Source organism: Bradyrhizobium sp. UFLA03-84 (assembly GCF_002289535.1).
GTDB classification, from domain to species: Bacteria; Pseudomonadota; Alphaproteobacteria; order Rhizobiales; family Xanthobacteraceae; genus Bradyrhizobium; species Bradyrhizobium viridifuturi.
Window position 1 is genome coordinate 795,432 of sequence record NZ_NSJY01000013.1, and the last position, 21,514, is coordinate 816,945.

General features: G+C 66.3%; 23 protein-coding genes. 11 read left to right on the top strand and 12 right to left on the bottom strand.

The genetic code is table 11. The features are described 5' to 3' along the window. The first annotated feature begins 171 nt into the window (after positions 1-171). From CK489_RS17845 to CK489_RS41770, 3 genes are all read left to right on the top strand, one after another. A complete protein-coding gene (locus CK489_RS17845; protein WP_016839740.1) occupies positions 172-381 on the top strand; it encodes a DUF4170 domain-containing protein in 210 nt (69 codons plus the stop codon). A 211-nt stretch (positions 382-592) separates the two neighbouring features. Beyond that, positions 593-1,168 (top strand): hypothetical protein, encoded by a 576-nt coding sequence (locus CK489_RS17850; protein ID WP_050627197.1) that lies wholly within the window; start codon positions 593-595, stop codon positions 1,166-1,168. Positions 1,169-1,190: 22 nt separating this feature from the next. After that, a complete protein-coding gene (locus tag CK489_RS41770) occupies positions 1,191-1,964 on the top strand; it encodes a glycine-rich domain-containing protein (protein ID WP_198960950.1) in 774 nt (257 codons plus the stop codon). An 86-nt stretch (positions 1,965-2,050) separates the two neighbouring features. On the opposite strand, the gene CK489_RS17860 is transcribed toward CK489_RS41770, so the two are convergent. Continuing rightward, positions 2,051-2,938: a metallophosphoesterase family protein gene (locus CK489_RS17860; protein WP_050627198.1), complete on the bottom strand. Its 888-nt coding sequence runs from the start codon at positions 2,936-2,938 to the stop codon at positions 2,051-2,053. A 243-nt stretch (positions 2,939-3,181) separates the two neighbouring features. Between CK489_RS17860 and CK489_RS17865 the strand changes: the two genes are divergently transcribed. From CK489_RS17865 to CK489_RS17875, 3 genes are all read left to right on the top strand, one after another. Next, positions 3,182-3,586, top strand: coding sequence for an NUDIX domain-containing protein (locus tag CK489_RS17865; protein ID WP_430649153.1), 405 nt, complete (start codon positions 3,182-3,184; stop codon positions 3,584-3,586). 39 nt (positions 3,587-3,625) lie between these two features. Continuing rightward, entirely contained in the window at positions 3,626-4,138 is a 513-nt protein-coding gene (locus tag CK489_RS17870; protein WP_095733156.1) for a GNAT family N-acetyltransferase, read from the top strand. Between the two features lie 114 nt (positions 4,139-4,252). Continuing rightward, positions 4,253-4,570, top strand: a complete 318-nt coding sequence (locus tag CK489_RS17875) for an EthD family reductase (RefSeq protein ID WP_050627199.1) — start codon at positions 4,253-4,255, stop codon at positions 4,568-4,570. Between the two features lie 59 nt (positions 4,571-4,629). Here the strand turns inward: CK489_RS17875 and CK489_RS17880 are convergent, their stop codons facing one another. The 6 genes from CK489_RS17880 to CK489_RS17905 all read right to left on the bottom strand — a co-directional run bounded on the left by CK489_RS17880 (position 4,630) and on the right by CK489_RS17905 (position 14,536). Next, positions 4,630-6,996, bottom strand: a complete 2,367-nt coding sequence (locus CK489_RS17880) for a TonB-dependent receptor (protein ID WP_095733157.1) — start codon at positions 6,994-6,996, stop codon at positions 4,630-4,632. Positions 6,997-7,124: 128 nt separating this feature from the next. Then, positions 7,125-7,550 (bottom strand): DUF2946 family protein, encoded by a 426-nt coding sequence (locus CK489_RS17885; protein ID WP_095733158.1) that lies wholly within the window; start codon positions 7,548-7,550, stop codon positions 7,125-7,127. Positions 7,551-7,715: 165 nt separating this feature from the next. Beyond that, positions 7,716-9,779: a hypothetical protein gene (locus tag CK489_RS17890; RefSeq protein ID WP_095733159.1), complete on the bottom strand. Its 2,064-nt coding sequence runs from the start codon at positions 9,777-9,779 to the stop codon at positions 7,716-7,718. 1 nt (position 9,780) lies between these two features. Beyond that, entirely contained in the window at positions 9,781-12,591 is a 2,811-nt protein-coding gene (locus CK489_RS17895) for a DUF4159 domain-containing protein (protein WP_095733690.1), read from the bottom strand. After that, positions 12,591-13,532 carry a DUF58 domain-containing protein gene (locus CK489_RS17900; protein ID WP_095733160.1) on the bottom strand — a complete coding sequence of 314 codons (942 nt, stop codon included), beginning with the start codon at positions 13,530-13,532 and terminating at the stop codon, positions 12,591-12,593. The genes CK489_RS17895 and CK489_RS17900 overlap by 1 nt, the downstream gene beginning before the upstream one ends. After that, positions 13,532-14,536 carry an AAA family ATPase gene (locus CK489_RS17905; protein WP_050627202.1) on the bottom strand — a complete coding sequence of 335 codons (1,005 nt, stop codon included), beginning with the start codon at positions 14,534-14,536 and terminating at the stop codon, positions 13,532-13,534. Before CK489_RS17905 ends, CK489_RS17900 begins: the two co-directional genes overlap by 1 nt. Positions 14,537-14,788: 252 nt before the next feature. Here CK489_RS17905 and CK489_RS17910 point away from each other — a divergent pair, with 252 nt between their 5' ends. From CK489_RS17910 to CK489_RS17930, 5 genes are read left to right on the top strand one after another with little or no spacing between them, the layout of a single operon-like run. Continuing rightward, positions 14,789-15,430 (top strand): DUF1285 domain-containing protein, encoded by a 642-nt coding sequence (locus CK489_RS17910; protein ID WP_095733161.1) that lies wholly within the window; start codon positions 14,789-14,791, stop codon positions 15,428-15,430. Between the two features lie 32 nt (positions 15,431-15,462). Next, the gene (locus CK489_RS17915; RefSeq protein ID WP_430649154.1) at positions 15,463-16,098 is read left to right on the top strand and encodes a CoA pyrophosphatase; all 636 of its coding nucleotides are present in this window, start codon (positions 15,463-15,465) and stop codon (positions 16,096-16,098) included. Continuing rightward, positions 16,095-16,358, top strand: coding sequence for a DUF6111 family protein (locus tag CK489_RS17920; RefSeq protein ID WP_095733162.1), 264 nt, complete (start codon positions 16,095-16,097; stop codon positions 16,356-16,358). Before CK489_RS17915 ends, CK489_RS17920 begins: the two co-directional genes overlap by 4 nt. Next, entirely contained in the window at positions 16,355-17,611 is a 1,257-nt protein-coding gene (locus CK489_RS17925) for a CCA tRNA nucleotidyltransferase (RefSeq protein ID WP_095733163.1), read from the top strand. Before CK489_RS17920 ends, CK489_RS17925 begins: the two co-directional genes overlap by 4 nt. After that, positions 17,608-18,372: a TSUP family transporter gene (locus tag CK489_RS17930; protein ID WP_095733164.1), complete on the top strand. Its 765-nt coding sequence runs from the start codon at positions 17,608-17,610 to the stop codon at positions 18,370-18,372. Before CK489_RS17925 ends, CK489_RS17930 begins: the two co-directional genes overlap by 4 nt. 54 nt (positions 18,373-18,426) lie before the next feature. Here the strand turns inward: CK489_RS17930 and CK489_RS17935 are convergent, their stop codons facing one another. The 5 genes from CK489_RS17935 to queE form a co-directional block, all read right to left on the bottom strand. Beyond that, positions 18,427-18,687 carry a DUF2158 domain-containing protein gene (locus CK489_RS17935; RefSeq protein ID WP_198960951.1) on the bottom strand — a complete coding sequence of 87 codons (261 nt, stop codon included), beginning with the start codon at positions 18,685-18,687 and terminating at the stop codon, positions 18,427-18,429. Positions 18,688-18,791: 104 nt separating this feature from the next. Further along, positions 18,792-19,532 carry an HAD family hydrolase gene (locus CK489_RS17945; RefSeq protein ID WP_095733167.1) on the bottom strand — a complete coding sequence of 247 codons (741 nt, stop codon included), beginning with the start codon at positions 19,530-19,532 and terminating at the stop codon, positions 18,792-18,794. Further along, a complete protein-coding gene (hemF, locus tag CK489_RS17950; protein WP_198960952.1) occupies positions 19,523-20,419 on the bottom strand; it encodes an oxygen-dependent coproporphyrinogen oxidase in 897 nt (298 codons plus the stop codon). The genes CK489_RS17945 and hemF overlap by 10 nt, the downstream gene beginning before the upstream one ends. 2 nt (positions 20,420-20,421) lie before the next feature. Further along, positions 20,422-20,787, bottom strand: coding sequence for a 6-pyruvoyl trahydropterin synthase family protein (locus CK489_RS17955; RefSeq protein WP_050627210.1), 366 nt, complete (start codon positions 20,785-20,787; stop codon positions 20,422-20,424). A gap of 90 nt (positions 20,788-20,877) precedes the next feature. Further along, positions 20,878-21,510 carry a 7-carboxy-7-deazaguanine synthase gene (gene queE, locus CK489_RS17960; protein WP_095733692.1) on the bottom strand — a complete coding sequence of 211 codons (633 nt, stop codon included), beginning with the start codon at positions 21,508-21,510 and terminating at the stop codon, positions 20,878-20,880. Between the last annotated feature and the right edge of the window lie 4 nt (positions 21,511-21,514).

Sequence of the window (21,514 nt, forward strand, 5' to 3'; positions counted from 1 at the left end):
GACATCACCAATAAAAAACAAGGCATCTATACGAACTTCGCCTTTTCGCGTTTAGCTCCTGACACGCACTTCGCGATGCCCTGTCAAGAATGTCGCTCCGGCGGGCAGGTCGCGAGGATCAGGTTTCAGGCGGCCGGGCAAAGGCGGCCCGATTTTTAGAGGAGACTGACGATGAGCAAAGGCAGCAATTTCTGGGTGATCGGCGGCGAGTTCGGGTCGATGAACTTCCACAAGCTCGTCGAAGGCTCCGCCCAGGTCCGCGGTCCGTTCAAGACCCGCAAGGAAGCCGAAGAGTGCTGGAAGGAAGTCTCGGAAGAGAGCCGCCACAAGGCCGGCGTGCGCTTCTCGATCGTCGAGGAGCCGTCGCGGGTTTCGGCCTGAGCGCCAGAGTTATCAGAGCTAAGAAACGTCCAAGGACGGCGGCCCCATCCGGTTCATCCGGGTGGGGCCGACCGCTTTTGGGACACCGCATGGGTTTTTGATCTAGGGATAAGTGGAAGCCTAAGTGCTTGGGAACCAACGTCCTTTGCGGACGTCATGGTTGCTGATAGGTTAATCGGTAAGCAAACCCGTCACCACGAGACCGCAAGGCATGTCCGATCCGCAGAACACCGGCAGCGAGGCGCGCGAGATGCGGCCGACACTGCGAGAGGCGCTGCGGCGGGCGCGGATCGAGGCGGCCGATCGCACCGGCGTCGTCGTCGAACTGCGCGATGCCGAAGTGGCGCGGCTCGAGATCCTCAACGACGCGCTCGATCCGCTGTTCGCACAGGTGCCGGAGAAGGTCGATCTGTTCGACCGCGGCATCAGCCAGGGCGAGACGCCGCGGCTCTGGATCGACGTGGTCGCGCATGTACTGATGGGCCGTGACAAGCGGATCTACCGTTTCGTGCAGGACACGCGGTTCGGCCGCATCGTGCTCGCCGAATCACACGACGTGGCCGTGATCGTCGATGCCGTCACCGATTACGTCGCACGCCGCATGATCGAGCGCGAGCATGCGATGGTGGCAACGCCGCTTCCGGTTGCCGAGCCGCCGGCGCCGCCGCCTGCACCGGTGGCGCCGCCGAAACGCCGCGGCGGGTTCGGCATGTTCGTGCTTGGCTTCATCCTGGGAGCGCTCGCGCTGTTCGGCCTCGCGATGCTGGCGAGCGTGCAAAACTTCTAGTCGCCGACCAGCGGGGGGCAATTTGGTCATAACACCCGCCTCGGCATTCTTCGGCGTGCTGGCGGCAGGCGCCGTGATCGGCAGCGCCGTGCTGTTCGGCAAATGGCAGACGCTGCGGCGCGCCGAATATATCCGCACCTTCAAATGGCCGGCGGGGCTATTGGCCCGGCTCGAGAAGCATCACCCCGGATTCACCCGCAAGGACAGCGCGCTGGTCTCGCGCGGCCTGCGGCAGTTCTTCCTCGCCTATCTGATGAGCGGCAAGCGCTTCGTCTCGATGCCGTCGCAGGCGGCCGACGACCTCTGGCACGAATTCATTCTCTACACCCGCGAATATGATGCGTTCTGCCGCCGCGCCTTCGGCGGCTTCCTGCATCACAGGCCCGCCGTCGTGCTGGTGAAGGAGCAGCGCCGGAGCAATGAGGGGCTGCGGCGGGTCTGGTGGTACTGCTGCAAATACGAGAACATCGATCCGGTCAGGCCGACGCGGCTGCCTTTGCTGTTTGCGCTCGACGCCAAGCTGAACATCGCGAACGGCTTCATCTATCACACCGACTGCGAGGCGCTGCGGCGCAGCGGCATTGCCGGCAGCAGTCCCTATTGCGGCGGCGATTTCGCCGACTCCTCGATCGACGGATCGTCGGCGGGTTTTGGCGATGCCGGCAGCGACGGAAGCCATGGCGGCGACGGGGGCAGCCATGGCGGCGGTGACGGAGGTGGTGGCGACGGTGGAGGTGGCGGCGACAGCGGAGGCGGCTGCGGCGGTGGTTGTGGCGGCGGCGGAGGCGGGGATTAGAGCATAATCCGGAAAAGTGCGGAGCGGTTTTCCGAAAAGATCATGCTCAAACAAGACGCCAGAGAGAGAACGATTCAACTCGCGCTTCAGGACAACCGCACTTGCTTGAGCTCGCGAATACCCTCGTGGTTGCCGAGGCCGCGCACGATCTGCTCGCAGCGCCAGGCGTTGCCGTCGCGCTCGATCGAGAACAGATTGTAGGCCGCCGCCGGATAGTGCTTGCGCGCCAGCGCCGATGCCGACGGCACGCCGATTGCCGGAATCTTGCGCTCGGGGCCGTCGAACCACATCGTCGAATGGATGTGGTCGTGGCCGTGCAGCACCAGCTCGACGCCGTGCCGCTTGAGCAGCGCCAAGAGATGATGCGAATCGGTCAGCCGCTTGGCGCGCCCGTCGGAGTGTAGCGGGTGATGCACCAGGAGGACGCGGAAGGCATCCTCCTGCGATAGCTGCGCGAGGATCGTCTCCAGCGCGTCGAGCTGGGCATGGCCGAGCCAGCCGGTCGCCATCAGCGGCGGCGTCGGCACCGCCGAGGAGACGCCGATCAGCGCCACCGGGCCGCGGCGGCGCACGAACGGAAAATGCGTCGCTGCGCCATCCGCGTCGCCGCGCAGATAGTCGCCGAAATGACTGACGAAGCGATGCCGGGTCGCGCGCACATAGGCGTCGTGATTGCCGGGGACCACGGTGACGTCGGCAGCGCCGCCGACGCCCTCCAGCCATTGCCGGGCCGGATTGAATTCGGCATCCAGCGCCAGGTTGACGAGGTCGCCGGTGACAGCGACATGGTCCGGTTGCTGCGCCTGCATGTCCGACACCAGCGCATCGAGCACGTCGCGGCGGTGATATTTGTGACGGTTGCGCGTCCAGTTCAGGTAGCCAAAGGCGCGCTTGCCGGCGAGATCGCGCAGCCGCGCGGCCGGCAGCGGCGGCAGATGCGGATCCGACAGATGTGCGAGGCGGAACGCCGCCATCACGCGATTCCCTTCGGATTGTCGGTGAAAAGTGGCCGGCAGCCGGTCATGTCGTGCTATCCCGAACGTCCTGCCCTGTATTGGCAAGAGCTGTGCAGGCGCGCAAGGATCAAAGCAAGGATCAAGGCACGGATCAAACAGCATGATGTCGAGGGTTCAGTGACGGTCCTGCTCGATTTACGCAAGCGCTACGAGCCGCAGATCAGGTGGGTATTTCATTTCTACTGGCGGCTGGTCCGCAGCATGACGCTCGGGGTCCGCGCCGTCGTGCTCGACGCCGACAACAAGGTGTTCCTGGTCAAGCACAGCTATGTCCATGGCTGGTACCTGCCCGGCGGCGGGGTCGAGGTTGGCGAAAGTTTTATCGAGTCGCTGCGGCGCGAACTGGAGGAGGAGGGGCGGATCGAGCTCACCGGCGAGCCGGTGCTGCACGGCGTCTTTCACAACAGCCACGTCTCGCCGCGCGATCATGTCGCGGTCTATGTCGTCCGGAACTACCGGCAGGACCGGCTGCCGGAGCCGAATCGCGAGATCGTGGCCTGCGGCTTCTTCGATCCGACCGCACTGCCGGAGGACACCACCCCCGGCACGCGGCTGCGGATTGCGGAGGTGCTCGAGGGCCGGCCGCCGCCGGCGACATGGCGGTGATGGACCGCGCCCGCGCCAGATGCTATCCCGCGCCCCACAATGACCGAACTGTCCCTGACCATCCTGCCCGAGACCCCGAAAGACGCCCAGGCGATCGAGCGCCTGCATGAGCGTACCTTCGGGCCGGGCCGCTTCGCGCTCAGTGCCTACCGGCTGCGCGAGCATGTCGATCATCTGCTCGATGTCTCCTTCACCGCGCGGATCGGCACCTTGCTGGTCGGTTCGGTGCGCCAGCTGCCGATCTGCATTGGCGATACGCCGGCGCTGATGCTCGGGCCGTTGACGGTCGAGCCGCCGTTCCGCAGCCGCGGCGTCGGCCGCGCGCTGCTCGAGCGTGCGATCAATGACGCCCGCGCCAAGGGCCATCGGCTGATCGTGCTGGTCGGTGACGAACCGTACTACGCGCGGGTCGGCTTCAAGCCGGTCCCGAAGGGGCGGATGACGATGCCCGGCCCGGTCGACTACAGTCGCCTGCTTGTCTTGGAACTGGTCGACGGCGCTTTCGAGGGCGTGTCGGGGCCGATCCAGCCGGACTGGAGCAAGGCGATCTGACATCCGCGCGAGCCATTGCCGGAACGGTTGCGCCCTCCGGCAATCTGACGCACAGTTGAGGCAAGCGCCGGGACAAGACCGGCGCATGTCATATCAACAGGGAGAGTGCGCGCCATGATCAAGGTCAGTGTGATGTATCCGAACAATCCAGGCGCACGCTTTGACCACGACTATTATCGCGACAAGCACATGCCGCTGGTGAAGGCGCGGCTCGGCGACGCCTGCAAATACTACACGGTCGACAAGGGTCTCGCCGGTGGCGCCCCGGGAACGCCCGCCACCTATGTCGGGATGTGCCACATTTTCTGCGACTCGGTCGAAGCCTTTGGCGCCGCAATGGGCAAGCACGCCCCGGAGATCTTGGGCGACATTCCGAACTACACCGACCTGCAGCCGGTGATTCAGATCAGCGAAGTCGTCGTCGGGCATTGAACGGCGCTGGCATAAGAGCACGATCCCTCTGCCGCTGACGGCAGAGGGATACGCTTGTCTCAGAACTTCAGATTGGCAAAAGCCCGCACGCCGAGGCCCGGCATCAGCACCTCGTCCTTGGTGTAGGAGACGGAGTTGCGGATGTTCTGGTTGAGCAGATTGTTGCCGACCAGACCGAGCGTCATCTCGCGCGCGCCGATCCACGATTGATTGAGCTTGGTGTTGTAGGTGATCTCCGCGTTCAGCAGATTGTAGCCTGCGGTCGGGGTCTCGCCGATCACGGCGATGTCGTTCTGTGCGAATGCGTGCACCAGGTTGACGCGGGTGAACCAGTTGCTGTCGCGCCAGTAGACGCCGCCACCGAGGCGCACCGGCGGAATCCGCGGCACGTTGCTGCCGTCGGTGAAGGTGGCGCGCACCACATCGAACTGGTTCTCGATGCCCCAGATGCCGCCATTGAGCGCGCCGATATCGAGCTGGCTCTGGAATTCGGCGCCGCGGAAGATCGCATCGCGCTGCGAATAAACCGCCTGGCGGCCTTCGTTGGTAGGATCGCCATTGCCGCAGGAATCGAAATCCTCACCGCACATCACCCCGGTCAGGCGGCGATAGATGAAATTGCTGAAACGGGTGTAGTAGGCGGTGGCCTCGAAACGGAACGGTCCGGTCGCCTTGCGCAGGCCGATCTCGACCGATTTCGCGGTCTCGATGGTCAGGTTCGGATTGCCGATATCGAAGGTCGCGGTGGCGTCATGCGCGCCGCGCGAGAACAGCTCGGCGGGCTTCGGCGCGCGCTCGACATATTGCGCGGTGATGCTGCCGACGAGGTCGCCGGGCAGGTTCTGGATCAGCCCGACGCTGCCGCTGACCGGCGTGTAGGACGGATTGCGCGACACCGCGCTCTGCGGCGCGCCGTCGGGCAGGAAGTCCGCCGGGAAATCCGGCGTCGATCCGTGCAACTCGACATGCTCGATGCGGCCGGCGATTTGCGCCTTGGTCTGGTCCGTGAACTTGAACTCGTTGAAGACGTAACCCGCGACGCGGTTGTTGTTGTTCGGGCTCCACAGGCCGTTGAACAGCGCGCCCGGATCGTCCGGGCTCGGCGCGGTTAACTCCTGGTGCCCGCCCTGCAGGCCGAACGCAGTCGTCACGGTGGCGAAGCGCGCGTTGAACGGCATCATCTGCACCTCGACGCGGGCCTCCTGCTCCTTGCTGGTGAAGGTCTGGCGCACGCCGTCGCTGAACAGATCGGTTGGGTCGGCAAGGCCGAGCTCGTTGTGGCGATAGTCGGTCGCACCGACCCAGAATCGCACTGCGTCGATCGCGGCAGCATCGGGCCGGTACTCGCCCTTGACCGCGATCTTGGTCTGGTGCGCATCGATCCGGGTCTTGTGGTCGGAGCCGTCAATGCCTGGGATGTGGTAGAGCGAGTCGTTCTGGGTGATCGACGCGCCGACATAGCCGCCCTGGAAAAAATACGACGCGCCGACCGAGGCGCCGTCCGACTGCGTTGCGGAGTTCGGCTGGCGGCCGTTCACCGGCCGGGTCTGGTCGAACAGATACGGATAGCTCGGAATGCTGTAGTCGCTCGTGGTGCGGCCATAGACGTCGGCATGCACGGCGACATTGTTGCCACCGGCGTCGAGCAGCATGCCGCCTTCGACGCCACGATTGACCGAGCTCACCGACGTGCGGGTCTCGACATTGAGGCAACCCGGGCCGCCGGCGTCGGCTAGCGGCGCCGTCACCGGTAGCCCATAGCTCTGGAACGGTGCCGCTGCGCAGGTCGGCATCGCGTCGGGAATCCGGTTGTTGGACGCGCTCACCACACCGCCGATCGAGGTCGAGCCGTAGCGCAGCGCCGCAGGCCCCCGCACCACCTCGATCTGGTTGGTCGAGAACGGATCGATCGGCACGAAGTGATCCTCGCCGAGATCCGACACGCCGCCGCCGCCGAGACCGTTCTCGACGATGCCGACGCGGTTGACGTCGAGGCCGCGGATGATCGGCCGGCTCGATGCGCCGGGCGCGAAGCTCGAACCGGTGATGCCGGGCTTCGAGAACAGGAGATCGCCGAGCGTGGCGCCGCCGGAACGGCGCAGTTCCTCGCTCGGCACCACGGTGACGGTCGCGAACTGGTCGGTGACGACGGGGAGCACGCCCTGCTGTGGTGCCGGCGCCGCCGCGGCGGGCGCCGGTTGCACCGCCGCGGCGCGTTCGCTGTTGCGGCCTGGTGCAGCCCGGACAGCGCGGGTCGGCGTGCGCGTTGGCACGGTGCGGTGCCGCTGGATCGGGCTTGGCGCCGTCACGGTGATGTCAGGGAGTTGCGTCGGCGTGTCGTCGGCCAGCGCGCTGCCATGCATTGCGCCGAGCAGCAGCCAGCTCGCGCCTCCGATGTGGAGTGCTCGTATCTTCTGAAGTGTCATTGTCCTGGTCCAAGTGCTGGAAGTGCTGTCCAGCCCCGTCGAAACGACGGATCGATCCCGATTTGCCCGGCGGGAGGCCGCAACTGTGACGCGGCCGTCCGCTCAGGGCGTGCAGCAATCAGTCGATGTCAGGACACAGGAGGTGCGCGGGAGCGGAAGGCCGCAGGCGCCGACTTCAGATGGACGAATTCGGCATTGGTGGTGCGGAACAGAAGCTCGACGGCTTCCGGCAGCAACAGCACCGGCGGCGCCGTGAACAGCACGCTGCTCGCGAGCGAGATGACGGTGCAGATCGCGCAATTATCGGCGGGATGGTGCCGGTCGTTGTCGTGCCGGGCCGGCGGCTCGGTCCCGGTCACCTGGACCGCGAGATCAGGCGTTGCCGAGGTCCCGATATAGGCAAGATCGAGCAGCGACAGGCCGCTCTGGACGGCGGGTGCGGCTTGCGCGGCCGCAATGGGATGGAAGTGCCCGAACGACAGCACGAACTGGACGGCGAGCGCGAACAGCGCCAGCCGCGAGCCAGTCTTGATGCGTCTTCGGAACCAGTTCATGCCGATTGAGCCCCACCCATCGGCACGGCGCTCATTCCCCGGCCCTCCGATGTTACATTATAACATCGGAGGGCAGCCGAGATGTCAACCAACCTTCGGACACACTGTGTCGATGTGTTGCCGGTGTGTGTGTTTGACGCAACGCCCACGCGAGCCCGGCCGGGCTCAACGTCCCTCACGCAGCCAGGTTGCGGCAAATCCGCCGAGCAGCAGCAGCAGGCCGACCAGGCCCGCGAACATCGGCAGCACGCCGACGCCCTTGACCACGCTGGCGTCGCGCATCTTGACGCCGAGCCAGTTGTCGCCGCGGAAGATCGAGGATGCGCGCACCGGCACGATGCGCGGCATGTCGAGGCTCGACCCGTCGACGATGCGCCGTGCGTCGCCGCCGGTCGCTTGCGCCAGCGGCTTCAGCATGTCGGTGGTCGAAGTGACTTCCGAGAATTCCCTCGGGTTGGTCGGGCCGACATTGATCAGTGCCTTCAGCGTGCCGTCGGTGGCCTGCCACAGGCCGAGCTCGTTCGCGGGCAGGGTCGCGCGCCACTCGCCGGGATCGCCGGCGGTCAAGGTCAGTTCATGCGTGGCGCCGCTCGGCGACGTTACGGTGACCGGCGCGACGGTGTCGGCCATGGTCTGGCGCACCACCATGAGGTCCTTGCCCTGCACCTGCATGCGCAGCGCCTCTTCGTCGAGGTCGGGCTGCTTCATCAGCCAGTGCGACACTCGCCGCAGCAGATCGAGGTGCGGGCCGCCGCCTTCATAGCCGCGCGCCCACAGCCAGATCTGGTCGGACAGCAGCAGCGCGACGCGGCCTTCGCCGAACCGCGACAGCAGCAGCAGCGGTTTGCCGTCGGCGCCGGTCATGACCGGCGGGTTGATCGCGTTGCGGGTGTCGACGGTGCGGAAGAATCGGCTCCAATGCGGCGGCTCGGCATTCGAACCTTCCAGCCCGCGCGTCACCGGGTGGCGTTTTCCGGCATCGCTCAAATGCGCATAGAACGGCTTCTCGGTGACGCCGACCGGCTCGGCCGGCAGCACCGAATCCAGCGGCGTGCGCCAGATGCTGGTGGTCGAGGCGTAGTCGGGACCGGCCGACACCAGCACCGCGCCGCCGGAACGGACATAGCGCGCGATGTTGTCGAAATAGGCGATCGGCAGCACGCCCTGGCGGGCGTAGCGGTCGAAGATGATCAACTGGAATTCGTTGATCTTCTGCTGGAACAGCTCACGGGTCGGAAACGCGATCAGCGACAGCTCGTTGATCGGCGTGCCGTCTTGCTTCTCCGGCGGCCTTAGAATCGTGAAGTGCACGAGATCGACACTGGGGTCGGACTTCAGGAGGTTGCGCCAGGTGCGCTCGCCGGCATGCGGCTCGCCGGACACCAGCAGCACGCGCAGCTTGTCGCGCACGCCGTCGATCGCGACCACAGCGCGGTTGTTGACCGGGGTCAGCTCGTTCTCGAGCGGCGAGGCCTCGATCTCGACGATGTTTGGACCGGCATGCTTGATGTCGATATCGACACTGGAGGTCTGACCGGAGGTCAGCGTGCGCTCGTTGATCACCTCGCCGTCGCGCCGGACCGTGACCTTGGCGCGCTCGCCGGTGACGCCCTGATCGTCGAGCCGGTAGGTGATGGTCTGGGTCTGGCCGACGATGCCGAAGCGCGGCGCCGCCGTGATTGCGATGCGGCGGTCGCGTTCGTCCTTGCGGCCGGTGATCAAGGCGTGCACCGGCGCCTGGAAGCCGAGCGCCTGGGTGTTGGCGGGAATATCGTGCACCCGGCCGTCGGTGATCATGAACGCGCCGGCGACGCGCTCGACCGGCACGTCCGACAGCGCCGACGTCAGCGCGCCGAACAGCTTGGTGCCGTCGGTTTCGCCGTCGGCCTGGCCGGCCTCGACGACGCGGACCTCGAGGCCCTTGATCTGCTTCAGGCTGTCGACCAGCGCCTGGCGAGCCTTGTCGGTCTCCTGGTTGCGCGTGCCGAAATTCTGGCTCGGGCTCTTGTCGACCACGACGGCTGCGACCGAAGTCAACGGCTCGCGGTCCTCGCGGGTAAAGGAGGGATTGGCAAGCGCGAGCAGGATCAGCGCCAGCGCGGCGACACGCACCGCGGCGCCGCGTGCGCGCGACAGCAGCAGCAATGCCGCGATGACGACGATCGCGCCGAGCGCGATCCACAGCACGAGCGAAGGAACTAGCGGTGTGAACGCGATACCGTAGTTCATATCATTGTCCCAGCCGCTCGATCAGGGCAGGTGCGTGCACCTGGTCGGCCTTGTAGTTGCCCGTCAGCGTGTACATCACGATGTTGACGCCGGCGCGGAAAGCGAATTCGCGCTGGCGCGGTTCGCCCGGCGTCAGCGGCAGCATCGGCTGGCCGTCGGGGCGGATCGCCCAGGCGCCGGCGAGATCGTTCGAGGTGATGATGATCGGCGAGACGCCGTCGCCGCCGCGCGCCGGGCGCTGCGCTGCTTCTTCATCGTCCTCGCGCGGCAGTGCCTCGACCCAGGTCTGGCCCGAGTTGAAGCGGCCGGGGAAGTCGCGCAGCAGATAGAACGTCTTGGTCAGCACGTGTTCGCGCGGCACCGGCTCGAGCTCGGGCACGTCGAGGGTCGACAGCAATTCGCGCAGCGTCTGCATGCCCGGTGTCTGCGACGCGCCATTGTCGCCCGGCGGCGCCTCGATGGCGTCGCGGGTGTCGAACAGCACGGTGCCGCCCTGCTTCATGTAGGCGTCGATTTTGTTGATGGCGTCCTGCGGCGGCTTCGGCGCGCCCGGCACGATCGGCCAATAGATCAGCGGAAAGAACGCCAGCTCGTCGCGCGCGGGATCGATGCCGACGGGATCGCCGGCCTCCAGCGCCGTGCGCTGGCCGAGGAACAGCGTCAGTCCGGACATCCCGGCCTTGACGATGGAATCGACGTCGGCATTGCCGGTCACCACATAAGCGAGCCGCGTCTGCGACACCGCCTTGATGGCGAAGTCGTCGCTGCTGCTGTTCTGCGCACGGCTCGGCGAGGGCACCATCGTCGTCGCAAGGGCGAACGCCAGCGCAAGCACCGCGGGCGCGGCGCGCCGTCGGATCAGCGCGGCGAGGCCGCCGCCGAGCATCGCCACCACGATGGCGTCGAGCAGGAACAGTGCCAGCGCCGTCGACAGCATGATGCCGCGCAGGTCCCGCGGCTCGGCGTTGGTGTAGGTCGCATGCTTGGCACGCAGGCCGGAGATGTCCAGCGGCGCGATGCGGTCGGCAGAGGCCAGCGTGTTGACTGCGATCGGGCTCTCGGCGGTGCCGTAGAAGCCGGGCGGATGGTCCGCGGTGCCGCGGTCGCGATAGTCCGCCGACATCGGCTTGGCGGTCGAGGGCGGCGGGCCGAAGGCGCCGAAGCCATCGAGCGTGCGCAGCGGCGCAACCGTCTCGGCATTGGGATCGCTGGCGACGCCAGGGCCGGGCTTCGAGGTGTAGCCGGACATATCGATCAGCCGGCGCAGCATCTCGACGAAGGTGCCTGACATCGGCAGGTCCGACCAGCGCATGTCGGCGCCGACATGGAACAGGCTGACCACGCCCTTGCCGCGATGCTCGCCGGTGACGAGCGGCGTGCCGTCCTCCAGCGAGGCCCAGCTCTTGGTCGCGAGCACGGCGTCGGGCTCGGCCAGCACTTGGCGGTTCACGGTGATGTCCTTCGGCACGGTGAGGCCCGCGAACGGACCATCGGCAGCGAATGAGGCCATGTGTTGCGGCTTCTCCCAGGTCAGGCTGCCGCCGAGCGTGCGTCCGCCGCGGCGCAGCTTGACGGGAACGAGGTCGTCATCGGCCTGCGCCAGGCGTGGGCCGGCAAAGCGCACCAGCACGCCGCCTTGCTCGATCCAGGCGTTGAGCCGGTCGCGGATCTCCGGCGACAGCGTGCCGACATCGGCCATCACGATCATCGGCAGCCGCTGATCGAGGAATTGCCCGATCACCTGCTGCGGTGCACCGCGATCGCCGAGCCTGACATCGGCGAAGGGCGACAGCGCGCGGGAGAGATAGAAGGTCGAGGCCAGCAGCGGCTGGGCGGTGTCGTTGCTCGCGCCCGAGACCACGCCGATGGCGCGGCGGCGCCAGCGCCGGTCGAGCAGCTGCACGGCGCCGGCCGAATGTTCGCCGGCGATCTCGAGCCGCGCGATGTCGTTGCGCAATTCGACCGGAAGGTCGAAGGCGGCTTCGGTCTCGCGGTCCTGCGGGCCGAAACTGTAGCGGGCCTCGCCGATCGGCGAGCCCTTGGCGTCGACCGCGCGCACCGTGCCGGCCGCGATGCCGCTCTCGGTGCGCAGCACCTTCACGGTCATCTTGGCGGCGGCGTTCTCGGCCGCGACCAGCGCCTGCGCCGATTGCGCGCCGCCGGCATAGATCGTCAGATTGCGATTCTCGATCACCTTGCCGAGGCCTTCGGTGAATTCGCTGCCGCGGCCGGTGTCGACACCGTCGGACAGCCAGGCGATGTCGCAGTCGCCGGTGGACTTGAGGAAGCGTTCCAGCGTCGCGAGGGTTTCAACGCGATCGATCGAGTAGGGCTTCGGCGTAAGCTGGCGCAGCGCGACGCGCGCGGCGCCAGCCGGCATCAGCGTGATGTCGCGCGTCGGCTCGGACAGCGGCACCAGCGCGACGCCGCGGCGGTCGCTGTCGGCATTGGTGACCAGCTCGTCGGCGGCCTTGATCCGCGCATCCCAGCTCGAAGCCGCGCTCCAGCCGTCGTCGAGCAGGATCACCAGCGGCTGCTTGCCCGCGGCAACGCCGGTTTGCGGATTCCAGATCGGCCCGGCGGCGGCGAAAATGACGAGCGCGGCGGCGGCGAGCCTGAGCAGCGTCAGCCACCATGGCGTCCGCGATGGCGTCTCCTCCTTGGGCGCGATGTCGAACAATAGCCGCGTCGGCGGGAATTCGACCCGGCGCGGCCGCGGCGGCATCACGCGCAGCAGCCACCACAGCACCGGCAGGCTGACCAGCCCCAGCAGCAGCAGCGGTTCGGCGAAGGAGAGGGGGAGGCCTGCGATCATGCGCTGCGTCCCGCCTTGACGGTTGACCGGCCGCCGCCCTTGTTCACCATCATGCCGGCGTGCAGGAACAACAGCAGCTCGGCCGCGGAGCGGCTGGTGGTGTGGGTCGAGAACAGCCAGTCGAGCCGGCCGGTCTCGGCGCGGATCTGCTCGCGATGCAGCGCGACGCGCGCGACATAGTCGCTGGCCCAGCTCTCGGCCCGGCCCGCGGTGATGACGCTGCCGGCCTCGGGCTCGACGAATTCGACACGGCCGGAATAGGGGAAGGTCTCTTCGGCGGGATCGACGATTTGGAGCATCGTGCCGTGCGCGCCGGAGGAGGAAAGCCCGGCAAGCATCGTCGTGATCTCAGCTATCGGCGACCAGAAATCCGACAGCACGACGACTTCGGCCAGCGACGACGGCACGAAGGACGGCGGCAGGCTCGCGCGCGTCGTCTCGTCGTGCAAGATCGCTTCCGCCATCTTGTCGATCACGTTGAGGCTTGCGGTCGGGGTCATCAGGCCGGGAATGCCGACGCGCTCTCCGCCGGCCACGAGCAACTCGGCAAGTGCGAAGGCGACGATCAGTCCGCGCTCCAGCTTGCTGTCGCGCGCATCGCGTGAGGCAAACGCCATCGACGGCGACCGGTCGGCCCAGATCCACACGGTGTGCGCGGCTTCCCATTCCTGCTCGCGTACATAGAGATGGTCGTCGCGTGCCGAGCGGCGCCAATCGACGCGCTGCGACGGCTCGCCGGAGACGAAGCGGCGGTACTGCCAGAAATTCTCGCCCGAGCCGGCGCGGCGGCGGCCGTGCAGGCCATGGATGACGTTGGCCGCAACACGGCGGGCCTCAAGCACCAGGCGCGGCAGCGACGCGGCGAGCGATCGGCTTTCGCCATCTGCACGTCGGACCGCCAGGATCTCCTCGTTCTGGTGCCTGTTGTCAGCCGCCATCAACCGATCCGCGTCTTCAATTGCTTGATCACATCCGGAATGGTGCGGCCCTCGGCGCGCGCCGAGAAGGTCAGCGCCATGCGGTGCTTGAGCACGGGCTCGGCGAGATCGAGCACGTCGTCGATCGACGGCGCGAGCCTGCCGTCGAGCAGCGCGCGGGCGCGAACCGCCAGCATCAACGCCTGGCTGGCGCGGGGACCGGGTCCCCACGCGATCAGCTTGCCGGCCTCGCCACCCTCGGTGCCGGGGCGCGCGGCACGCACCAGCGTCAGGATCGCTTCGACCACGGAATCGCCGACCGGCAGGCGTCGCACCAGTCGTTGTGCCGTGAGCAGCGTCTCCGCATCCATCGACGGTTTGGCGGTTGCCTCTTCGGCGCCGGTGGTTTCGAACAGGATGCGCCGCTCCGCGTCGCGATCGGGATAGTCGACGTCGATTTCCATCAGGAAGCGGTCGAGCTGCGCTTCGGGCAGCGGATAGGTGCCTTCCTGCTCGAGCGGATTCTGCGTCGCGAGCACGTGGAACGGCTTCGGTAGATCATGCCGCGCACCGGCAATGGTGATGTGCTGCTCCTGCATGGCTTGCAGCAATGCCGACTGTGTGCGCGGGCTGGCGCGGTTGATCTCGTCGGCCATCAAGAGCTGCGCGAACACCGGGCCCGAGATGAAGCGGAATGAACGCTTGCCGGTGGAGCTCTCGTCGAGCACCTCGGCGCCGAGGATGTCCGACGGCATCAGGTCGGGCGTGAACTGGATGCGCTTGGCGTCGAGTCCGAGCGTGACGCCGAGCGTCTCGACAAGCTTGGTCTTGGCGAGGCCGGGCACGCCGATCAGGAGCGCGTGGCCGCCGGACAGGATCGTCACCAGCGTGTTCTCGATCACCTGGTCCTGGCCAAAGATGACCGTGGACACCGCTTCCTTGGCGGCCTTGATCTGGCCCGCGACCTGCTCGGCCGAACGGACGATCACATCCTCCAGTTTTTCGACGCTATCTGCACCAGCCATCCGATCCGCTCCTTCTCGGCGATGCGCGCATTGCCGCGCCGGCATCTGTCGTCATCTCTTGGTCGTCATCGCATGGCCCGCATGCTAAACCTATGCGAAGGCCATGTATTCGTTGAATTAAACTATCCCCACCTTATCGGTATTTCAGGGTATGAACGGCATCACGATGTGGCGAGAATGACATCCCGACCACATCTCAGAATACGTGCACCAAACGTGCCAGATTGAAGGTCGGAAACTTTAAGGCAAACAATGGCGAAGCAAGGGCAGAGCGATTCCGGCAGTGAAACTACGGGCATCGGAGGCAAGGGCCTCGAAGGCCTCACCAATGCTGCCAACCGAGCTGCGACGTCGGGTCCAGCCGGGCGCAAGGGCCTGCCGCCGGTCCATCTGTGGAATCCGCCGTTCTGCGGCGATCTCGATATGCGAATCGCGCCTGACGGCACCTGGTTCTACATGGGAACGCCGATCGGACGGCCTGCGCTGGTGCGGCTGTTCTCGACGATCCTGAAACGCGAGGGCGGCAAGCACTTTCTCGTGACACCGGTGGAGAAGGTCGGCATCCGCGTCGACGACGCGCCGTTCCTCGCCGTGGAAATGCAGACCGAGGAAGACGCGCGCGGCCGTTTGCTCAGGTTCCGGACCAACGTCGATGATTGGGTCGATTGCGAGAAGGGCCACGGCCTCAGATTCGAGGCCGCCGAGGATGGCGGGTTGACGCCCTATCTGCATGTCCGCGCCGACCTGTGGGCGAAGGTCACCCGCGCGCTCTACTACGATCTGGTTGACATGGGCGAGGAGCGGATGGTCGATGGTCAGGAGATGTTCGGTATCGAGTCCGGCGGCGAATTTTTCGCGATGGCCGATGCCAGTCAGGTGAGGGGCGCACTTTGAACGAGCCGTTGCTGAAGGTGAAGCCGGCGACGATCAACTCGACGGAATTCTTCGCGCGAGCCCGCACGCGGCTCAGTTTCGAAGTGCCGCCGGGCCTGGTCGATCCGCATATCATTCCGCGCACAGGAGATTCCGGCAACGACCGGATGCTCGAGATCGTCGCCCAGGAGCAACCGGTGCGGCCGGCCGCGGTGCTGATCCCGGTGGTCGATCATCCCGAGCCGACCGTGCTCCTGACGCAGCGTTCGCCCAACCTCTCGAGCCACGCCGGCCAGATCTCGTTTCCCGGCGGCAAGATCGACGCCACCGATGCCTCGCCGCTCGATGCCGCGCTGCGCGAAGCCTGCGAAGAAGTCGGGTTGAAGCGGGAATTCATCGACCCTGTCGGCTATCTAGACCTCTATGGCACCGCGTTCGGCTTCCGTATCCTGCCGACGGTCGCCAAGGTGAAGCCGGGATTTGCCCTTGAGATCAACGAGGCCGAAGTCGTCGATGCGTTCGAAGTGCCGCTCGCTTTCCTGATGAACCCCGAGAATCATCAGATTCACACCAAGGAATTCCGCGGCATGGACCGCTCCTATTATGCGATGCCGTTCGCCGAGCGTTACATCTGGGGCGCGACCGCGGGTATCCTGCGCGTGCTGTATGAGCGGATCTATCTGTCATGATCCGCACGGTGTTGACCGAGATCGGAATCTTCCTGATCCCTTTCGCGGTTTATGCCATCTTCCTCATCACGACGCGGTCCGGCGTGACGCTGCCGGCGTCTTGGCCGCTCGACATGATCATGAAGCTGACGCTGGCGGCGCTGGTGATGGTCATCGTGAGCTTCGTGCTGCTCGCCGAATTGACCGGCGCGCCGCCGAACTCGACCTATGTTCCCGCTCACATCGAGAATGGCAGGCTGGTGCGGGGGGCTGAGAAATGAGCGAGGTGCGCTTGCTGTCCGACGCGCCATGGCTCGCTTCGGGGCCGGCGGCGCGGGTGCTCGGCCTGCTCAATGCCGACGGCGAGGAGGCGCGGGTGATCGGCGGCGCCGTACGCAACGCGCTGATGCAGATCCCGCTCGCCGACGTCGACATCGCCACCACCGCACTGCCGGAGGAGGTGATCCGCCGCGCCAAGCGGGCGGGCATCAAGAGCGTGCCGACCGGCATCGAGCACGGCACGGTGACGCTGGTCGTCGACGGCCACCCTTTCGAAGTGACGACGCTGCGCGAGGACACCGAGACCTTCGGCCGCAAGGCCAAGGTGGCGTTCGGGCGCGACTGGGTGCGCGACGCCGAGCGGCGCGACTTCACCATCAACGGCCTGTCGGTCGATACCGCTGGCGTCGTGCATGATCACGTCGGCGGCCTCGCCGACATCGAGGCGCGGCGGGTGCGCTTCATCGGCGATCCCGCGCAGCGGATCGCCGAGGACTATTTGCGCATCCTGCGCTTCTTCCGCTTCCACGCCGCCTATGGCGCAGGCGAGGTCGATCGTGCCGGCTATCTCGCCTGCATCGGCGGCCGCGGCGGATTGCCCGGCCTGTCGGCCGAGCGCATCCGGATAGAGATGCTCAAGCTCGTGGTCGCGAACGGCGCCGCCGGTGCGGTGGTCGCGATGGCCGATGCCGGGTTGCTGCAGTCGGTGTTCGGCGGCGTTGCCTATACCGGGCCGTTCGCGGCGATGATCGAGATCGAGAGGCTGATGGAGCTCACGCCGAGCGCGATGCGCAGGCTCGCCGCGCTGACGGTCGCCGTGACCGAGGACGCGCGGCGTATCGCAAGCCGGCTGCGGCTCTCCAACACCGAGGCCAAGGCGCTGGATTCGATGGGCCATCGCTGGTGGCGCCTGCCCGGCATGGACGAGGCGCATGCCAAGCGCAGGCTCTACCGGCTCGACGAGGAGCCGTATCGTGACCGCCTGCTATTGGCTTGGGCACGAACCGGCGCGGGCCGCGATGTCGATCAGTGGCGCGCACTCGCCACGTTGCCGCAACGCTGGCGCGCGCCTCACTTTCCCTTGAGGGCGTCGGATTTCATCGCGCGCGGGATTGCCGAGGGACCGGCATTGGGGCATGTACTGACCTTGGCCGAGGATGCTTGGCTAGCCGCGGATTTCCCGCTCGATCCGCAGGTGCTGTCTGGCATCGCCGACCAGACCGTTTCCCGTTTCACCCGCGACCATCGGCTTTGAATTTCCTCTCCGGCTTCGCAGACATCTCGCTCCTTCAAATTCTGCTCGTCGCAGCCGTCGCCCTGTTTGCTTCCGTGATCGGAGGCCTCGCCGGCTACGGCACCGGCGCCTTGATGCCGCTGGTGCTGGTGCCGATGGTCGGTGCCGAGCCGGTCGTGCCGATCATCGCGATCTCGTCGATCTTCACCAACAGCAGCCGCTTCATCGCCTTTGTCAGATTCGCCGATCGCCGCAAGGCGATCATCGTGATCGCGGCGGCGCTATTCAGCACGGCGCTCGGCGCCTACGGCTACACGCGGCTGACCAGTGCGGGTGCTGCGCTGGTGATCGGAAGCATGCTGATCCTGAGCGTGCCGCTGCGGCGGCTGCTGCGCAAGCACAGCGTCAGGATCGGCGAGCGTGGCCTTGCGGCCGGTGCGGTCGGCTATGGCGTCGTGGTCGGCGGCACCGCGGGCTCCGGCGTCATCCTGCTGTCGCTGCTGATGGCGGCGGGCCTCGAGGGCGCCGCCGTGGTCGCGACCGATGCGGTGATCTCGCTCACGAGCGCCGCGGTCAAGATCTCGGTGTTCGGTCTGACCGGGGTTATCACCGCACAGGTGCTTGCGCTTGCACTCCTGATCGGTCTGGTCGCCATTCCCGGCGCATTCCTCGCCAAGGCTTTCGTGGAACGGATGCCGGTGCACATCCACGCCGCGATCCTCGATGCTGCCGTGATCACCGGCGGCGTGGTGATGATCACGAGCGCGCTGCGAGCATTGTGACGGGAAGCGGAAGCGATGCTGCCGGCACCTGCCGGGCAGCATCGCCTGAAAGACTCACGCGGCCTTGCGCTTCTTCTTGCGGTCGCCGTCGTCGTCCTCGTCGTCTTCTTCTTCTTCCTCGTCGTCGTCTTCCTCTTCATCGTCCTCAGGATCGAGCTCGGTGGATTCGAGGGCGACGAGCGGCAGGGTTTCGCGAAACAGATCGCCGTCCGTGCCCATCCACAGACACTCGACCTTGTCTTCCTCGACTTCGACGACCGTGATCGGATGGCCGCCGGATTTCAGCATGACGACATCGCCTGGTTTCAGTTCCATGATCTTCCCTCCGCGCTGGATGACGCGGACGGCAAGCTAGCGACCGGTGATGACAGTCAAATCACGGCCGGCGACTGCTTCGATGGAATTGACGTGGAAAACGGCTATGTGTGTGTGGCCGGAACCAGTTCGGTCAGCGAGCGGATGATGCGGTCCGGCTTGATCGTCGACTCCGGCGGCAATCCGACTCCGTGCACGTCCATCCAGATCGCATAGATGCCGAGCCGCTGCGGCGCCACGACTTCCCATTCGAGATTGTCGCCGATCATCCAGGTGTCGGCTGCGGTGACGCCGAGTGCCTGCATTGCGTGCAGGTAGGCGCGCTCCTCCGGCTTGCCGAAACCGTGCTCGCCCTCGATCTGGATGTGATCGAAGCGATGGCCAAGCGCGAAGCGTTCGACCTTGGCGCGCTGCATGTCGGCGGCGCCGTTGGTTACCAGCGCGAGCTTGATGCCGAGCGCCTTGAACGCATCGATCGCTTCATGCGCGCCGGGGAAGACGAACATCTCCTCCTCGCGATAGGCGGTGAAGCGGTCGGCGATGCGGTCGGCGAGATCGTCGGGCAGCGCACGGTGGCCCGCCGCGGCCAGCTGAGCGAAGCCGCCCTTCACGGTGAGCCGGCGCGCCTCGCCGAGCTTGATCCGCCAGATCGGCTCGGCAGTCGACCAGAATTGCCGTGCAGAGGCCAACAACGCGGTTGCGACCATGTCCGGGGGCAGGGGCGCCAGCTCCGTGGCGAATTCAGCGGTGATCGCGTTCCACGCGATCTCGGGACGTCCATAGGCTGACAGGATGGTGTCGTCCATGTCGATCAGCATCGCGCGCGGCAGCTTGGTCATGGCCATTTCACCTCCGGCGGCAGCGATGACAGGATCGAATCCACATTGCCGCCGGTCTTCAGGCCGAAGATGGTGCCGCGGTCATAGAGCAGGTTGAACTCGACATAGCGGCCGCGGCGGATCAGCTGCTCGTCGCGATCCTCCGCGCTCCAGTCGGCCGCGAAATTGCGCCGCACCAGCTCGGGATAGATCTTCAGGAAGCTGCGCCCGACGTCCTGGGTGAAGGCGAGATCGGCCTCCCAGTCGCCGCTGTCATGCCAGTCGTAGAAGATGCCGCCGACGCCACGGGCTTCCTTGCGGTGCGGCAGATAGAAATAGTCGTCGCACCATTTCTTGTACTTGTCGTAGTCGGCGACGCCGTTCGGTCCGGTGCAGGCCGCCTTCATCGCGGCATGGAAGGCGACCGTGTCGGGGTCCTCCTGGGTGCGCCGCCGGTTCAGTACCGGCGTCAGATCGGCGCCGCCGCCGAACCAGGCCTTGGTGGTGACGACGAAGCGGGTGTTCATGTGCACGGCGGGCACGTTCGGATTGCGCAGATGGGCGATCAGCGAAATACCCGAGGCCCAGAACCTCGGATCATCCGCGGCGCCGGGAATCTGTGCGCGGAATTCGGGGGCGAACTCGCCATGCACGGTCGAGCAGTGCACGCCGACCTTCTCGAACAGCCGGCCCTTCATGATCGACATCACGCCGCCGCCGCCCGGCTTGCCGGTATGGTCGGTGCGATCCCAGGGGGTGCGCACGAACCGGCCCGCATTGCCGGGATAGAGCGTTGGGGAGGCGTCGTCCTCGAGCTTCTCGAAGGCCGCGCAGATGTCGTTGCGCAGCGCCTCGAACCAGCCGCGCGCACGCGCCTTGCGGTCTTCGATGATGGCGGGGTCTGTTGGCAGCATGACTAACCTTGCGGGCCGAAATAGGTGCAGCTCTCGTTGCAGCTGTCGCGATGGACGCTGACGCGGGTCAGCTTGCCCGCGTGCTGCAACCGCTCCCAGATGAAGCGCGAGAGATTTTCCAGCGTCGGGACACCGATCGCCTCGATCTTGTTGAGGAACTTGTGGTCGAGCGTCTTCTGCACCTCGGCCATGGCGCGTTCGAGCAGGCCGAGATCGACCACCATTCCGGTTTTCGGGTCCGGCGTGCCGCGCACGGTCACCTCGGCTCGAAACGAGTGGCCGTGGATCTCCTCGCTGGCGGCACCAAAGGTCGTTCCGGACAGCGCATGCGCAGCCTCGAACCGAAACGCTTTCGTCAATTCCCACATCTCGCTCAACAATCCAGTTCTGTCTCTAGTTTCGTCGCGTTTTCTTAATGCGAACCGGTACCCACTTCGCTTGAAAACGCTCCGGTTGGTTCATCTAATCCCGAGCGTCTTGTGCGTCTGCACGCTGAGGCGCCATTGCGGGTGCTTCAGGCAATAGGCGATCGCCCGCTCGGTGTTCTCGATCACGTCGGGGCCGTCCATCGGCTGCAGCGAGAAGCGCTCGAAGGAAAGCCCCGCAAAGTCCTCCGGCGCATTCTCCGGCTGCGGATAGACCAGCTTGAGCTCGTGTCCGCTGCGCACCACGAGTTCGGATGCGGCCTTGGGGCTGACGCAGATCCAGTCGAGCCCGTCGGGCGGGGCGATGGTGCCGTTGGTCTCGATCGCGATCGCAAAGCCGTGGCCGTGCAGGGCCTCGATCAGGGCGGTGTCGACCTGCAGCAGCGGCTCGCCGCCGGTCAGCACCACGTAGCGGTCGGCCTCGCCCCCCGTCCATTGCGCGGCAATGGTGCCGGCGAGCTCGGCCGCGTCGGCATAGCGGCCGCCGAGCGTGCCGTCGGTGCCGACGAAATCGGTGTCACAGAACCGGCAGACCGCCCCGGCGCGGTCCTGCTCGCGGCCGCTCCAGAGGTTGCAGCCGGCGAAGCGGCAGAACACGGAGGCGCGGCCCGCATGGGCGCCTTCGCCCTGCAGGGTGAGAAAGATCTCCTTGACCGCGTAGCTCACCAAA